This is a genomic window from Kitasatospora sp. NPDC028055 (assembly GCF_040637885.1).
Classification (GTDB): Bacteria; Actinomycetota; Actinomycetes; order Streptomycetales; family Streptomycetaceae; genus Kitasatospora.
In genome coordinates this window covers 36166-50426 of record NZ_JBEZXE010000003.1, presented here as the reverse complement: position 1 = coordinate 50426, position 14261 = coordinate 36166, and the positions used below count along the sequence as shown (strand labels likewise).

General features: G+C 75.1%; 14 protein-coding genes. 7 read left to right on the top strand and 7 right to left on the bottom strand.

All coding sequences use genetic code 11. The features are described 5' to 3' along the window. Positions 1-143: 143 nt before the first annotated feature. Entirely contained in the window at positions 144-809 is a 666-nt protein-coding gene (locus AB0F71_RS06460) for a response regulator transcription factor (RefSeq protein WP_360229136.1), read from the top strand. 66 nt (positions 810-875) lie between these two features. On the opposite strand, the gene AB0F71_RS06455 is transcribed toward AB0F71_RS06460, so the two are convergent. The 3 genes from AB0F71_RS06455 to AB0F71_RS06445 form a co-directional block, all read right to left on the bottom strand. Then, complete coding sequence (locus AB0F71_RS06455) at positions 876-2093, bottom strand: sensor domain-containing protein (RefSeq protein ID WP_360229133.1); 1218 nt, start codon at positions 2091-2093, stop codon at positions 876-878. Positions 2094-2376: 283 nt separating this feature from the next. Next, positions 2377-3771 carry an FtsX-like permease family protein gene (locus AB0F71_RS06450; protein WP_360229130.1) on the bottom strand — a complete coding sequence of 465 codons (1395 nt, stop codon included), beginning with the start codon at positions 3769-3771 and terminating at the stop codon, positions 2377-2379. 5 nt (positions 3772-3776) lie between these two features. Continuing rightward, positions 3777-4550, bottom strand: coding sequence for an ABC transporter ATP-binding protein (locus tag AB0F71_RS06445; RefSeq protein WP_360229127.1), 774 nt, complete (start codon positions 4548-4550; stop codon positions 3777-3779). A 948-nt stretch (positions 4551-5498) separates the two neighbouring features. Here AB0F71_RS06445 and AB0F71_RS06440 point away from each other — a divergent pair. The 5 genes from AB0F71_RS06440 to AB0F71_RS06420 all read left to right on the top strand — a co-directional run bounded on the left by AB0F71_RS06440 (position 5499) and on the right by AB0F71_RS06420 (position 9032). Further along, positions 5499-6020, top strand: a complete 522-nt coding sequence (locus AB0F71_RS06440; protein ID WP_360229124.1) for a hypothetical protein — start codon at positions 5499-5501, stop codon at positions 6018-6020. A gap of 83 nt (positions 6021-6103) precedes the next feature. Then, on the top strand, positions 6104-6976 hold the full coding sequence (locus AB0F71_RS06435) for a 2-dehydropantoate 2-reductase (RefSeq protein WP_360229121.1): 873 nt from the start codon (positions 6104-6106) through the stop codon (positions 6974-6976). A 121-nt stretch (positions 6977-7097) separates the two neighbouring features. Next, positions 7098-7685 carry a DUF6817 domain-containing protein gene (locus tag AB0F71_RS06430; protein WP_360229118.1) on the top strand — a complete coding sequence of 196 codons (588 nt, stop codon included), beginning with the start codon at positions 7098-7100 and terminating at the stop codon, positions 7683-7685. A 108-nt stretch (positions 7686-7793) separates the two neighbouring features. Beyond that, on the top strand, positions 7794-8192 hold the full coding sequence (locus tag AB0F71_RS06425; protein ID WP_360229115.1) for a hypothetical protein: 399 nt from the start codon (positions 7794-7796) through the stop codon (positions 8190-8192). 189 nt (positions 8193-8381) lie between these two features. Beyond that, positions 8382-9032, top strand: coding sequence for a transcriptional regulator (locus AB0F71_RS06420; protein ID WP_360229112.1), 651 nt, complete (start codon positions 8382-8384; stop codon positions 9030-9032). Positions 9033-9277: 245 nt separating this feature from the next. Here the strand turns inward: AB0F71_RS06420 and AB0F71_RS06415 are convergent, their stop codons facing one another. Further along, positions 9278-9514, bottom strand: coding sequence for a hypothetical protein (locus AB0F71_RS06415; RefSeq protein ID WP_360229109.1), 237 nt, complete (start codon positions 9512-9514; stop codon positions 9278-9280). Positions 9515-9672: 158 nt separating this feature from the next. Then, entirely contained in the window at positions 9673-10188 is a 516-nt protein-coding gene (locus tag AB0F71_RS06410) for a hypothetical protein (protein ID WP_360229107.1), read from the bottom strand. Between the two features lie 278 nt (positions 10189-10466). Here AB0F71_RS06410 and AB0F71_RS06405 point away from each other — a divergent pair, with 278 nt between their 5' ends. Continuing rightward, positions 10467-11642, top strand: a complete 1176-nt coding sequence (locus AB0F71_RS06405; protein WP_360229104.1) for a S1 family peptidase — start codon at positions 10467-10469, stop codon at positions 11640-11642. Between the two features lie 117 nt (positions 11643-11759). On the opposite strand, the gene AB0F71_RS06400 is transcribed toward AB0F71_RS06405, so the two are convergent. Then, positions 11760-12980, bottom strand: a complete 1221-nt coding sequence (locus AB0F71_RS06400; protein WP_360229101.1) for an ROK family protein — start codon at positions 12978-12980, stop codon at positions 11760-11762. A gap of 222 nt (positions 12981-13202) precedes the next feature. Continuing rightward, positions 13203-14075 (bottom strand): SDR family NAD(P)-dependent oxidoreductase, encoded by an 873-nt coding sequence (locus AB0F71_RS06395; RefSeq protein ID WP_360229098.1) that lies wholly within the window; start codon positions 14073-14075, stop codon positions 13203-13205. Between the last annotated feature and the right edge of the window lie 186 nt (positions 14076-14261).

The following is a 14261-nucleotide window of genomic DNA, read 5'->3' as shown; positions in this document are numbered from 1 at the left end:
GGGGGCTCCGGAACGGCTGGGGCGGTTCGTTTCTCGGTCACCACTCCACGGTAATTTCATCAGTCCAAACTGTCCAGCCTTGCTGTAGATATTGTTCCGCACCCGGCCCCACCGTCCACCCGGACGGTCCGGATAATGGCGTCATGATCGACAAGCAGCTCCGCGTCGTCCTCGCCGAGGACTCGGTGATCCTCCGCGAGGGGATGGTCGAGCTCCTGACCGCCCGCGGGTGCGCGGTGGTCGCCACCGCCGGTACGGCCCCGGAACTGGTCGCCGCCGTCACCGAGCACCGGCCCGATGTGGCCGTGGTGGACATCCGGATGCCGCCCACCCACACCGACGAGGGGATCCGGGCCGCGGTCGAAATCCGGGCCACCGCACCCGGGGTCGGCATCCTGGTCTTCTCCCAGCACGTGGAAACCGCCTGGGCCGCCCGGCTGTTGGCTGACGGCGCCGCCGGCATCGGCTACCTGCTCAAGGAACGGGTGGCCCGCACCTCCGAGTTCGTGGACGCGCTGCACCGGGTCGCCGCGGGCGGCACGGCGCTCGACCCGGAGATCGTCAACGGGCTGATGCACGGCGGACGGCACAACCGGGTGGACTCGCTCACCCCCCGCGAGCGCGAGGTGCTGGAGCTGATGGCCCAGGGCCATTCCAACCGCTCGATCGCGGGACGGCTGGTGGTCTCCGAGCGCGCCGTGGAGAAGCATGTGGCCGCCGTGTTCGGCAAGTTCGACCTGCCCGCGACGGACGCGGACAACCGCCGGGTCAAGGCCGTCCTGGCCTACCTCGCGGAGACCGGGGCCTGAGCTGCCCGGCCTTCCGCCCGGCACACCGCCGGACGCGCCGCCCGTCCCACCGCCCGACGGGCGGCCTCACAGCCTGCTCGGCAGCTCCGCGGTGACCACCGTCGGCCCACCGGGCGGGCTGTCCACCCGCAGCCTCCCGTCCACCGCCGCGAGGCGCTCGGCCAGCCCGGCCAGCCCCGTCCCCGCACCGACCCCGGCGCCCCCGCGCCCGTCGTCGCGGACCGTCAGCCGGACCCGGCCGTCGACCGCACTCGCCGTCAACTCGACCGCCCGGGCCCCGCTGTGCTTGGCCACGTTGGTGAGCAGTTCGGCCGCGCAGAAGTAGACCGCGCGCTCGATCACCTCCGTCGGCCGCTCCCGCAGGTCCAGCCGAAGCGTCACCGGCACCGGCGAGGTGGCGGTCAGCGCGGGCAGTGCCTCGGCCAGGCCGCCGTCCAGCGCCACCGGGTGGATGCCCCGGGTCAGGCGGCGCAGCCCGGTGATGGTGTCGTCGGTCTGCCCGCGCGCCCGGTCGACCAGGGTGCGCAGCCGCCCGAGGTCGGCACCGACACCGGCACCGGACCCCACCCCGGCCCCGGAAGCCTCCGGATCACCGAGGGCGTCGTCCGCCAGCGAGAGGGTGATGGCGAGCGCGACCAACTGCGCCTGGGTGCCGTCGTGCAGGTCGCGTTCGAGCCGCCGCAGCCGGTCCGTGTTCTCGGCGAGCAGGGTGGCGCGGGCGTGCTCCAGCTCCCGCACCCGCTGCTGCGAGCGCACCGGTCCGAGCAGTGCCCGGGCCAGCGCGCGGTTGGCCCGGCTCAGGGCCCGCAGTACGGCCGGTACGGCGGCCAGCACCGCGAGGCCCACCGGCGGCCCGGCGACGTCCAGCCAGTCGACCGGTCGCGGCCCGGGCTCCAACAGCCGTACCCAGAGCGGAAAGCCCGCCAGCCACACCGAGCTGAGCGGCAGTCCGACCACGGTCAGAAAGCCGAGCACGCCGAGCGGCAGCCGGAGCAGCAGGTAGAGCAGCGCCCGCCAGGCGACCGGGTCGGTCAGTACGGCCCGCCCCCGGGCCAGCAGCCCCGAGGGGCGCGCCGACGCCGGTGGCGCGGCCACCCGTTCGCCCAACAGCCGCCCGACCAGCCGCCGATGCAACCCGCCGATCCCGCGTGCCCCGGCCAGGGCGGCCGCGACGAACGGCAGCCCCAGGACGGTGAGCGAGAGCAGGGCGCCCGCGTAGAGCGCGGCCACCGCGTAGACGCCGCCCAGCACTCCGAGCGGCAGTCCGAGGATGGCGAACGCCACCTCACCGCCCCGCACCGACATTCCGCGCCGCCACCGAGTCACCACGTGCCCCACCGTTCACCGATCAACCGACCCCCAGCATCCCTCAGCCGCCACCGGATCCGCCGCACGCCCGGACCCTCCCTCACCGCAGGCCACCTCACGGCCCCGAACCTCCTCTCACCTCCGCAGTTCTCATCCGCCTCATCCGCCCTCATGCCTCCTCAGCCGTCCTCGGCCCTCCTCGGCCGCCCGAAGCCGTCCTCGATCGCCCGCAACCGTCCGTCTCCCCGCTCACCCCCGCTCACCCCCGCTCACCGCCCACCTCCTCCACCGCGCGCCCGCCGATCGCCCAGAGTCCGGTGCCCACGATCCCCGGTACCGTCAGCACCGCCGCGCCCGCCACCACCCAGCCACAGGCGGCCCCCGGCACCACCGGCAGCAGCGACCCGGTGACCGCCCGACTGAACGCCCCGGTCGCCGCGGCCGCCACCGCCGCGCCGAGCAGCACGCCCACCGCCGTGGTCAGGACGGCCTCGACGAGGAGCATCCGCAGCAGCTGCCGCCGCGTCGCCCCGACCAGCCGGAGCAGCGCGAACTCGCGCCGGCGGTCGGCGGTCAGCGCGACCAGGGTGTTGACCGTGGAGACCGCCGCGAAGCCGGCCAGCAGGCCCAGCTCCGCCTGCCGCAGCCAGACGTCGCTGGCCTTGGTGACGCTGGTCGTGGCCCCCGTCGCCAGGGCCGCCCGCTCCGCCGTGCCGGTCATGATCAGCATGGTGGCCGAGAGCCCCACCAGCAGCGCGACCGGGACCACCGCCGAGGAGAGCCGGACCGCGTAGCCGCGCAGGTTGGCGTCCGCCAGCCAGCCGACCCGGGGCAGCAGCGCCCGCACCGGGGCACCGAGCACCGCCACCGGCAGCCGGGCCAGCACCGGCCCCAGCAGGGCGACCGCGACCAGCAGCACCAGAGCGCCGAGCAGGGCCGCCTGCCCCGCCTTGTCCAGTTGCTCGGCCGGTCGGCTCTCGGCCAGCCGCAGCAGCAGGCCGCCGCCCACCAGCACCGCCCCGCCGACCAGCAGCCGCAGCACGCCCGTCCACCGTTGCCCGACCGCGCTGTCGGTCAGCGCGGCCGCCGGGGCGGGCCGGGTGATCCGCCGGACCGTGAGCGCGGTGGCCGCCAGGCCGACCAGCAGCGCGACCGCGAGCGCGATCAGCACCGGCACCGGTGTCCCGGGTATCCGCAGCCCGGGTGCGGCCATCCCGCGCCGCTGCAGCGCGGCGAGGAAGGCCCGGGCGGCGAAGTGGCCCGCCGCACCGCCCGGAACGGCCGCCGCCAGCACCGTCGCCGTGACCTGGAGGCGCACCAGCCGCCGGATCTGGCGGGGCGTCGCCGCGACCGTGCGCAGCAGGGCGAGGTCGCGGTGCTGCTGGCGGAGGGTGAACCCGAGCGCGTTCACCACCACGAACAGCGCGACCAGGACGGCGATCTCACCGAAGGCCCCGGCGATCACCAGCAGCCCGGGCCCGGCCACCGCCGCCCGCGCCACCGGGGCCGGCGCGGTGACCTGGGCGGCGACCAGGGAACCGAACAGCGTCACCGCCGCCACCGCCAGGAACAGCGCCGCCGCGAGCCCGGCGAAGGCCGCCGGCCGACGCCTGATCTGACCGACCGCCAGGGTCGGCACGGAACCGCCACGCATCGCCCTCACCCGCCCAATCTGCTGAGCCGCTCGCCGACCTGTGCTGCCGTCGGCCGGTCCAGTTCGTCCACCAGCAGGCCGTCCGCCAGCAGCAGCACCCGGTCCGCGTAGCCGGCGGCCACCGGATCGTGGGTGACCATCACGCACGTCCGCCCGTCCTCGTCCACGCCCGCGCGCAGCAAGTCCAGGACGTCGCGCCCGGTCGCCCGGTCCAACGCGCCGGTGGGCTCGTCGGCGAACAGCACCTCGGGCCGGGCGGCCAGCGCGCGGGCGATGGCCACCCGCTGCTGCTGGCCGCCGGACAGTCGGCCCGGCCGGTCCCGCTCCCGCCCGGCCAGCCCGACCCGGACCAGCGCCTCCCGCACCCGGGCCCGCTCCGGCGGGTGCCCGGCCAGCCGCCCGGGCAGCTCGACGTTCTGCGCGACCGTCATCGCGGGCATCAGGTTGAAGGCCTGGAAGACGAACCCCACCCTGGTGCGCCGCAGCTCGGCGAGCCGCCGTTCGGGCAGGCCGGACACCTCCGTACCGCCCCAGCGGACGGTGCCCCGGGTGGGGCGGTCCATCCCAGCCAGGCAGTGCAGCAGGGTGGTCTTGCCGGAGCCCGAAGGCCCCATCACCGCCGTGAACGTGCCCGGCGCGAAGGCCACGGACACCCCTCGCAGCGCCCGGACGGCGGCCGCGCCGCGCCCGTACTCGCGGTGCAGCCCCTCGCCACTGAGCGCCGCCTCCGTCACCCCGCCGTGCGCCGCCCGGTCGGCGGCTGTCGTGATCCCGTTCATGCCCCCAATCCTGGACATCCGGGACGACCGGGTCGATTGTGCTGGCACCCCAATCCGGGGTTCGGAAAACCGAACCCCGCAGGTGGTGCTACGCCCCCTATGCCCCCTATGCCCCCTCGGGCCCGCGACGTGTCCGCCAAGCCCAGATCGCGTCGGCCCGATGGTCGTGCCGGTACTCGTGCCAGGGGGACGGCCCCGACCCGCTCGACCGCCTCCGAGCCGGAGCAGGCAGGCGGTGACCTCCGCCGGGAAGGGCTGCCCGCCGCCCCCAGGCACTGCGTCACCAGGGTGCGCACCTCCCGCGCCGGGTGGTCGGCGTGGCGCCGCGCCAGGCCCTCCATCCCGGGGTGGTCACCCATCAGCAGCGCCTGGAGGACCTCCGCGAGCACCTCGCCGTCGGTCTCCTCCGCCGTCCAGGCGGCGAGCAGCTCGTCCTCCTCGTCCTCGAAGGATGGGGACGGGGCCGCCCACACCGTCCCGGTTGGTCGCCAGGAAGGAGGCCACGAACCGGCGGTGGCGCGGGTCCGGGTGCCGGCGGTGCGCCGTCACCGCTTCCCAGGTCGGCCTGCCGGGCCGCCGCGCGAGGACGTGGCCGCACGCCGCCCCGTCGACGTGGAGGTCGTCGGGCTGCCGCACGGCCCTGGCCACCAGCTCGTCGACCGGGGTGACGATCCGGAAGCTCCACTCCAGCACCGTCAGCACGGCCCCGTGCCCGGCCCGGAGGGTGAGCCCCGTGGGCCACCGCGTGGTCGAAGCCGGCCACTGCCGCGCACAGCACCGGCAACCCGTCCCCACCCCGCGCGTCGGGGTCGGCCCCGGCGCCGAGCGCCGCCCGCACCGCCTCCGCCTCCGCCTCCCCGCACCGACCCTAGCCCGGCCCGCGCTCCGTGACGCCCGCCACGGCGGGACGGACTCCCGTCGGCGGGCCCGACGAGGAATCATGATCGGGTGACCATCGACCTGCTGCCCGGCCGAGGCGTCCGCCTGCCGGCTCCGCTGCCCGAACTGCGCTTCGGCCTCGGCGAGGAGGCCGTGCGCGCGCTGCTGGCCCCGCACGGCGAGCTGCTGCCGGACGGGGTGCACCCGACCTTCGTCTGCGGCACCAGCTGGGCCCTGGGCTTCGGACTCCCCGGGGTGGGCGTCACCCTGTCCGGGGGCGAGGACGGCGGCCTGGCGGGGGTCTCGGTAGGCCTGAACCGGTACGACGACCGGCCCGCCTGCTCGGTCGGCTACCTCGGGATCGACGTTTTCGGCTGGCCTGCCCGGGAGTTGGCCGAAGCTCTGCGTGCCCAGGGCCTGCCGGTACCGGACCCTGAGCACGGCACGCTGCGCCACCACGAGCTCTACCTCCACGCGAGCACCGGCCGCCCGCCCCGCCCGGCCCCCGGCCGCAAGGCCCGCCACGAGGCGCCCTACCACTTCGACTTCGTCTCCCTCCACCGCACCACCGCCACCGAGGCCGCCCGATGAACTCCCCGGAGTCGACCCCCGCCCCCCGCACACCCCGCTCAGGCACCGGTCTCCAACCCCTCCCACCCCACGAAGGAGTCAGCATGACCACCACCCCCCTCACTGTCGCCGTCCTCGGCCCCGGTGGCGTCGGCGGCCTGATCGCCGGGCTGCTCGCGCGCGACGGCCACCGCGTGATCTGCCTGGCCGGTGAGCGGACCGCAGCCGTCCTGGCCCGGGACGGACTGCACGTGCGCAGCACCCAGTTCGGCGAGTTCACCGCCCGGGTCGAGGCCGCGACCGAGCTCGGCGAGCCGGTCGACGCCGCCTTCGTGACCGTCAAGGAGACGGCCCTGACCGCCGCACTCGACCGGATGCCGCCGCAGTCGCTCGGCACCGGCATCGTGGTGCCGCTGCTCAACGGCCTGGACCACATGTCGCTGCTGCGCGGGCGCTACCCGGCCGGGCAGGTGGTGGCCGGCACGATCCGGGTCGAGGCCACCCGTACCGCGCCGGGTCGGATCGAGCACACCAGCCCGTTCGCGGCCGTGGAACTCGCCGCTCCGGTGGCGGAGTTCGCCGAGCGGCTGCGGCACACCGGGCTGGACGTCACGCTCCGCGAGGACGAGACCGCGATGCTCTGGAGCAAGCTCTCCTTCCTCGCCCCGTTCGCCCTGCTGACCACCCGGTACGCCGACGGCATCGGCGTGGTGCGCGCCGAGCACCGGGACGAACTGCTCGCCGTCCTGGACGAGATCACCGCCGTCGCGGACGCGGTCGGCGCCCCGGCGGACGCGCGGGCGCTGCTCGCCGCCTTCGACCGGGTCCCCGCCGGGATGAGGTCCTCGATGCAGCGGGACGTCGAGGCGGGCCGGCCCACCGAGCTCGACGCGATCGGCGGCGCGGTGCTGCGGGCCGCCGAGGCCCACTCCGTCCCCACCCCGACCATCACCCGGCTGGTGCGCGAGCTCTCCTAGCGGGTACGCAACGCCTCGAACTCCCGTCGTCGAACCGCCGTGTGGGCCGACGACGGGCGTGAGAGACCTCACGGTCAGCCCCGGTTGTGGGGCGCTCCGGCACAGGAGTAGAACTCGTCAGGTGACATCACCCGACCGCCGCACCGCTCCCGCGCGGAGCCACGTCGAGGAGTTCCTGCGCTCCCACGAGGCCGACCGGATCCCGCACCCGGGCGGCACCCTGCTGGACCACCTGACCCGGGTGGCGGCCCGGTTGGCCGACTGGGGCACCGATTCCGCCGTCCAGGTGGCCGGGCTCTGCCACGCCGCGTACGGGACCGACGGGTTCGACGGCGCCCTGCTCACCCTGGACGAACGGGCCACCCTGGTCGACCTCCTGGGCGAGCGCGCCGAGGCGGTCGTCTACCTGTACGCCAGCTGCGACCGGTCCGCCGTCTACCCGCGCCTGGGCCGGGACGAAGCGCCGCTGTTCCACGACCGGTTCACCGGCGAGGACCACACCCCGCCGGAAGAGGACCTGCGGGCCTTCCTCGCCATCACGGCCGCCAACGAGCTCGACGTGTTCGTCCACAACGCCGAGCTGGCCGCCCGCTACGGGCCCGGCCTGTACGAACTCCTGTCCCGCAGCCGCACCTTGCTCCCGCCGACCGCGTGGCGGGACTGGCAGGACTGGCAGGACCGGTTCCACCGGCAGAACCGCTCGAACTGACGGCCCGTCAATCTCGCATCCGCAGGCGCCCCTTCCCCGACCGTTCACCCGTCGCACCGGAACCGCCGCACGAGCACGGGGCGTTCTAGACACGGGAGGGATACAGACATGACGAAGAAGCCGTACCGCCTGGCCGCCACCGCACTCGTTCTGCTCGTGGCGGCCCCCTTGTTCACCGCGTGCAAGAACGCCGACCAGGCCCTCGACTGCGGAAAACGGGCGATCAGCCTCACCGGTGACGTCCAGGACCTCACCGACTCCGCGCTCAACGTCGGCCAGATCACCGACGAGAGCCGGCGCAAACACACCAGCGCGGCCCTCAAGAAGATCGTCGAGGACGTCAGGAAGATCCGCCAGGACGGCGACGGCAAGGTGGACGCGGCGGCCGACAAGCTGTCCAAGGCCGTGGACAACGCCCAGACCGCCGTCTCCAAGGGCACTGAGCCCGACTTCGGGCCGATCGGCGACGCCGCCGGCGAGCTGACCAAGGCCTGCGCCGGAGCCTGACCCCCGCACAGCCCCCGCCACCCGGACCGGGGGCGCCGAACCGCCGGGCGCTCCCGGCACCCGCACCGCCCGAGCCCCCTGGAGGCCCCCCGGAGCCCCCATCCCGGAGCCCCCGGCCTGTCGCCACCGCCCCGAGGCCCGCAACCGGTAGGAATGGGCACCGGACCGAACCGCACCCCGGAGGCACCGGTGAACCATCCGATCCTCGACCAGATCCGCCGCCTGCGTACCGAGTTGGCCCCCGGCGACACCGCTCCCGCCCTGGTCACCGCACTCGCCGACGGCACCGCCCCGCTCTCCGCGGTGGCCGAACTCGCCGCCCAGCAACAGCGGATCATCACCTCGGACCGGCGCAGCCTGCTGCTGCTCGCCACCCGCTGCGCCGACCGGCCGCTCGGCGCCTGGTTCGTCACCCTCGCCGAGGGCGAGAGCGCCGCGCTGCGCACCCTGCCCGCCCTCGCCGCGGCCTGCGGCCTGGACCGCCGGGCGGTCGAGGCCCGGGTGCCGCTGCCCGGCTGCCAGGCCTATCCGTCCTACCTCGCCTGGCTCGCCCTGAACGCCCCACCGCCGGCCGCGGCCACCGCCCTGGTGGCCAACTTCGCCGCCTGGGGCGGCTACTGCGCCACCATCGCCGCGGCGCTGCGCCGCCACCACGGCTTCTCCGACGAGGCCTGCGCCTTCTTCGACTTCTTCGCCCAGCCGGCACCCGAACTGGAGCAGCAGGCCGCCGACGCCCTCGGGCCGGACCCACTGGACGACCGCACGCTGACGGCCGCCCGAGAGTACGGCCTGCTGCTCCAGGCCTACGAGCACCTGTTCTGGGACGCCCTCGGCGGGTGACTCACGCCTGCCAGTACGGCTTTCCGCTGACCACCCGGCAGGGTGCAACCGGTGGGAGGTGGCCGTCCCGACCATCGCCTGCGAGCCGGTGCGCACGTCTTTGTGGACGCTGTCCCGCTCGCCCACGGCAAACCAGAAACGGCGCGCGGTCCTGTCATCTGCCGTGACAAGACCGCGCGCCGGTTCTGGTCAGCCAACACCCCTGGCTTCGGGCTGGACCGGTCGAGGGGCCGGGAGTCGGACCTCTAGCCAGCCGCCACCACCGCGAGCACGAAGGTGTCGCCCGTGGTGATGCCCGTGGTGTCCAGATCGATGTCGAGCTCAGCCTCCACCACGGCCGCGACCCTGCGGATGCGGTCCGCGTTGAGACCCATCGCGGCGAGACGGGCCTCAAGCTGGACCGCCTCCAGCGGGATCTTCAGTTCCCTGGCAAGGGCCGCCTTCACGGTCGTGACTGCCCTGTCGTAAGCGATGTCTCCCATGGCCGACAGCGTAGGGTTCCGGTCCTCTCGCCGACCGAAAGTCCCGAGGACATGACCTGATCGAGTGAGTCGACTCCGGTCGGCCCACGTCCCGAAGGAAGGCCGCCTGGGAGGTGACGTTCTGACAGTCACTACGAGCCTTTTCGCATGCTCGCGACTCACGCCTGCCAGTGCGGCTTTCCGCTGACCATCCGGCAGTAGATCATCCGCCCGTTCGCGTCGTGGGTGCTCCGGCCCAGGTCGTCGTTGCGGCAGAACTGCCCGGCCGCGTAGCAGTTGCCCGCGTTGGAGCGGATCTCGCACTCGGTGCCGCCCGCCGCCTGGGTGTGCTGCGGCTGCGGGTCGTTCGGCGGCTGGGCGGTGGTCACCTTGGGCTGCGGCTTGGCGGACGGTGTCTGCGGGTGCGCGGCGGGCGGGGCGGACGGCGGCGGGGCGGTCGCGACGGGCGGCGCCGAGGGGGTGACCACCGGCGGCGCCGGGACCGTCGGGCTCGCGGGCGCGGCCGGGGTCGGCGCGGCGGCGCTCGGCGTGGCCGCGACGCTCGGGGAGGAGGTCGGCGTGGTGTCCGCCGCCGACGGGTCGCAACCGGTCAGCGCCAGACCGACGGTGAGGACGAGTCCGGCGAATCCCGCCAGGCCGGCCGTCCTGCGACGCCCGGATATCGGTGAAGCCATGAAGGGGGAACGCTCCGTTCCGTGGGTCCGTACGGGTGAGGCGTGCGATTCAAGCAGAACCTGCACACGCCGTGAGCACGGTTTCCCCACTCGTTGGCGGATCGAGATCTTCCGACCACCCGACGCGGCCACCCGACGCAACCACCCGACGCGACCGGCCACCGCCCCGCACCCCCGCAGGGGTATAGCACCGGAGCGCGGGGCGTTACGACATGTTCCGAACATGCCAATCAGCTCGCTACGGTTCCGGCAACCCCCACGCCGAACGAGGAGACCCCATGCTCCGGATCCGTGCGCTCGCCGTCGCCGCAGCCTTCGCGACCGTCGCGCTCACCGCAGCACCCGCCGTCAGCGCCCCCGCTGACGACCCGTCCATAGCCGCCGCCCTGGCCGCCGCCCCCACCCGCACCGCGGCCGTACCGACCCCCCTGCTGCACGCGATGCAGCGCGACCTCGGGCTCGCCCCGCAGGCCGCCGCCGACCGGATCGCCCGCGAGAGCCGCGCCACCGCCGTCCAGCGCGCCCTCACCCAGACGCTCGGCGACCGCTGGGCCGGCGCCTGGATCGACGGACCGCAGGCCGAGCTGGTGGTCGCCACCACCGACGCCTCGGCCGCCCGGACCATCACCGCCCACGGCGGCCGGGCCACCGTCGTCCGGCATTCGCTGGCGTCCCTGGACCGGGCCAAGGACGCGCTCGACCGGGCCTCCCGGGCCGCCGCCCCGGACGCCACCCCGCTCTGGTACGTCGACGTCCGCTCCAACACCGTCGTGGTGCGGTCCGCCGACGACGCCCGCACCGGGGCCTTCCTGGACCGGGCCGGGGTGGACCGCTCCCTGGTCCGGGTCGAGCGGGCCACCGCCGCACCCCGGCCGCTCGCCGACCTGCACGGCGGGGACGCGTACTACATCGACGACGCCGCCCGCTGCTCGATCGGCTTCCCGGTCACCCAGAACGGCCAGCCCGGCTTCGTCAGCGCCGGCCACTGCGGCCAGCCCGGCTCCAACGCCACGGCCTCCGACGGCAGTTCGATCGGCACCTTCCAGGGCTCGACCTTCCCGGGCAACGACTACTCCTGGGTGGCGGCCGGATCCGACTGGACGGCCCAGCCGCAGGTGAACGACTACGCCGGCGGCGCGGTCACGGTGGGCGGCTCGTCCGAGCAGACGGTCGGCGGCTCGGTCTGCCGCTCCGGTTCCACCACCGGCTGGCACTGCGGCACCGTCCAGGAGCTGGGCGCCACCGTCAACTACCAGGAGGGCAGCGTCTACGGCCTCACCCGCACCGACGTCTGCGCCGAACCGGGCGACTCCGGCGGTTCGTTCATCTCCGGCGACCAGGCCCAGGGCGTGACCTCCGGCGGCTCCGGCGACTGCACCTCCGGGGGCGAGACCTACTTCCAGCCGGTCAACCCGATCCTCAGCACCTACGGCCTGACCCTGGCCACCGGCTGACCCGCCCGGGGCCGGCGGGTTCCACCGCACCCACCGGCCCCGGCCTCACAGCCGCCACCGCGCAACCCCCGCCTCACAGCGCCCACCTCACGGCCCCCGCCCTCACAGCTCCCGCCCTCACAGCTCCGCCGTCCGGCGCTCGAACACATCGGGACGCGCCGTCTCCAGCGCCGTGGCCACCGCGCCGAGGAGCACCGCCTCCTCCCCCAGCAGGCTCGGGGCGAGCGTCGGAGGCATCGGCGCGAAGCGGCGCAGGGCCCGCTCCAGCGGTTCCAGGAGCAGGTCCGCGCTGCTGCCGATTCCCCCACCGAGCACCAGCAGGTCCGGGTCCAGCACGGCGGACAGCACCGCCACCGCGTATGCGAGCCGGTCCGCCTCCCACTCCACCGCCCGCAGCGCCGCGTCCTCCCCGGCCCGGGCCCGCTCGAAGACCTGCTTGGCCGTCAGCCGGCTCCGGCCCTTGCCCGCCAACCCGAACTCCCGGGCGGCGCGCACCACCGCGTCCGCCGCCGCTTCCTGCTCCAGCGTGGCCACGGCCGGCTCGCCCGGGCCGGCGGGCAGCGGCGCCAGGCCGATCTCGCCGAGTGCGCCGTGCGCACCGAGCAGCAGTTCACCGTCCTTCACCACCCCCACGCCGAGGCCGGTGCCGACCAGCAGGTAGGCGAACATCCGGCTGCCGCGCCCGGCCCCCAGGGTGTACTCGCCGAGCGCGGCCAGGTTGGCGTCGTTGGCGACCGTCACGGCCGTGCCCAGGCCCTCGCCGATCCGGTCGAACAGCCCCGGTCGGCCCCAGCCGGGCAGGCTGGTGGCGTACCGCAGGCCGCGCCGCTCCTCGTCCCACACCCCGGGCGTGCCGATCACCGCGTGCACGAGGTCCCCGGCGGCCAGGCCCGCCTCGGCGGTCGCCTCCCGCGCGGCGGCGACCACGGCGTCCGCGACGGCGTCCGCGGTCCGCCCCCGGTTGGGCACGTCCCGCCGGGCGACCACGGTGCCGGCCAGGTCCGCCACGGCGACCCGGAGCCGGGCCCGGCCGACGTCCACACCGAGCACGTGACCGGCCGTCGGGTCGACCTCGTAGAGCACCGCGGTGCGGCCCCGTTCCGGGGCCACCCACCCGGCCTCGCGGACCAGCCCGGCCTGCTCCAGGTCGGCCAGCGCGGCGGACACGGTGGGCTTGGACAGGCCGGTGTCCCGGGCCAGTTGGGCGCGCGAGGTGCCGCCGCCGGTGCGCAGCAGCTCCAGCAGCAGCCACTCGTTGTTGCTGCGCTGCCGCTGCCGGTTCCACGGCACCCCCGGAGCCCCTGCCGCCGGACGACTGGTCGGCTGGTGGGGGCTCATCGGTTCCTCCGGTCTGGGCTGCTGACGGGCTGTCCTGCACGGGCGGGGCTGCCCGCGGCCGACGCCGCCGACGGCCCCGGCGCCGCCGCCCAAGTATGACCGGTGATCACCCACGACCCACCGCCCGGACCCGCCGGGAGGCCCGCCCGGACGACCACCCGCGCCGCCCGAACGCCCCGCTCGCGCCCCCCGGACACAAGCCCGGCAACCCACCCCCGACGGTCAGGCGCCGCCGGTCGTGACCCAGCCGCCGGTCATCGCCCCCACCGCCGACCCGTCCAGGTCGGCCAGCTTGACCCCGGCGAAGGCCCGGGCCGCCTCGGAGGTCTGCACCCGCAGCGGCGGCCGCTCGGCGGTGAGCACGTCGACGATCGGCGCGGCCGCCTCCTCGGGCGTCTGGGCACTGCCGAAGGCCTTCAAGGTACGGTCCACGTAGGCCTCCAGGGCGGGGCCGTACGGGCCGGCGGCGGCCACCAGCGCGGGCACGTCGATGCCCTGGTTGCCGATGAACTCGCTGGCCACCGCGCCCGGTTCGACCACGCTGACGGCCACCCCGACAGCCGCGGCGACCGGTGCCAGCGACTCCATGAAGCCCTCGACGGCGAACTTGGCCGCGCAGTAGGCCTCGTTGAAGGGCTGTCCCACCACCCCGCCGACGCTGGTCACGGTGACCACCCGGCCGCCGGCGGCGCGCAGGCGCGGCAGCGCGGCCCTGGTCACCTCGACCACGCCGAAGTAGTTGACCTCCATCGCGGCGCGCACCGGTGCCATGCCGTCCTGCTCGACGGTGCCGACGAAGCCCGCGCCCGCGTTGTTGACCACGGCGTCCAGCCGCCCGTGCCGGTCCAGGACGACGTCCAGGCAGTGCGCGACGGAGGCCGGGTCGGTGACGTCCAGCCGCTCGATCTCGATCCGCTCGGCGACGCCCGCCTCCTCCGCCGCGCGCAGCAGGTTCCCGGCCCGGCCGGTGTCGCGCATGGTGGCGACCACCCGGAAGCCGGCCCGGGCGGCGGCCACGGCGGCGGCGAGGCCGATTCCGGAGGAGGTGCCGGTGATCAGGACGATCCGGGTGCCGTTCATCGGGGTGACTGCCATGCGGGCCCTCCTCGCGACCGCCGGGCGGTTCCGGGCGGTCGATTACTGTGTGCGTGTGCACGCACTCTACAAGTGTGTGCGCGCGCACGCAACCGGCCGCGCTGCGCTCCTTGCCCTTCGCTTCGCCCTTCGCGCCTCGCTCTTCGCTACGACACCGTCTCCGACCGGTCAAGGTTTCACCCAGTT

What these genes read in the sequence shown, in the direction of transcription:
- AB0F71_RS06460 (WP_360229136.1), top strand. Translation starts at nt 144, where the DNA reads ATGATCGACAAGCAGCTCCGCGTCGTCCTCGCCGAGGACTCGGTGATC.
- AB0F71_RS06450 (WP_360229130.1), bottom strand. Translation starts at nt 3,771, where the DNA reads ATGCGTGGCGGTTCCGTGCCGACCCTGGCGGTCGGTCAGATCAGGCGT.
- AB0F71_RS06445 (WP_360229127.1), bottom strand. Translation starts at nt 4,550, where the DNA reads ATGAACGGGATCACGACAGCCGCCGACCGGGCGGCGCACGGCGGGGTG.
- AB0F71_RS06435 (WP_360229121.1), top strand. Translation starts at nt 6,104, where the DNA reads ATGACCACCACCCCCCTCACTGTCGCCGTCCTCGGCCCCGGTGGCGTC.
- AB0F71_RS06425 (WP_360229115.1), top strand. Translation starts at nt 7,794, where the DNA reads ATGACGAAGAAGCCGTACCGCCTGGCCGCCACCGCACTCGTTCTGCTC.
- AB0F71_RS06415 (WP_360229109.1), bottom strand. Translation starts at nt 9,514, where the DNA reads ATGGGAGACATCGCTTACGACAGGGCAGTCACGACCGTGAAGGCGGCC.
- AB0F71_RS06410 (WP_360229107.1), bottom strand. Translation starts at nt 10,188, where the DNA reads ATGGCTTCACCGATATCCGGGCGTCGCAGGACGGCCGGCCTGGCGGGA.
- AB0F71_RS06405 (WP_360229104.1), top strand. Translation starts at nt 10,467, where the DNA reads ATGCTCCGGATCCGTGCGCTCGCCGTCGCCGCAGCCTTCGCGACCGTC.
- AB0F71_RS06400 (WP_360229101.1), bottom strand. Translation starts at nt 12,980, where the DNA reads ATGAGCCCCCACCAGCCGACCAGTCGTCCGGCGGCAGGGGCTCCGGGG.
- AB0F71_RS06395 (WP_360229098.1), bottom strand. Translation starts at nt 14,075, where the DNA reads ATGGCAGTCACCCCGATGAACGGCACCCGGATCGTCCTGATCACCGGC.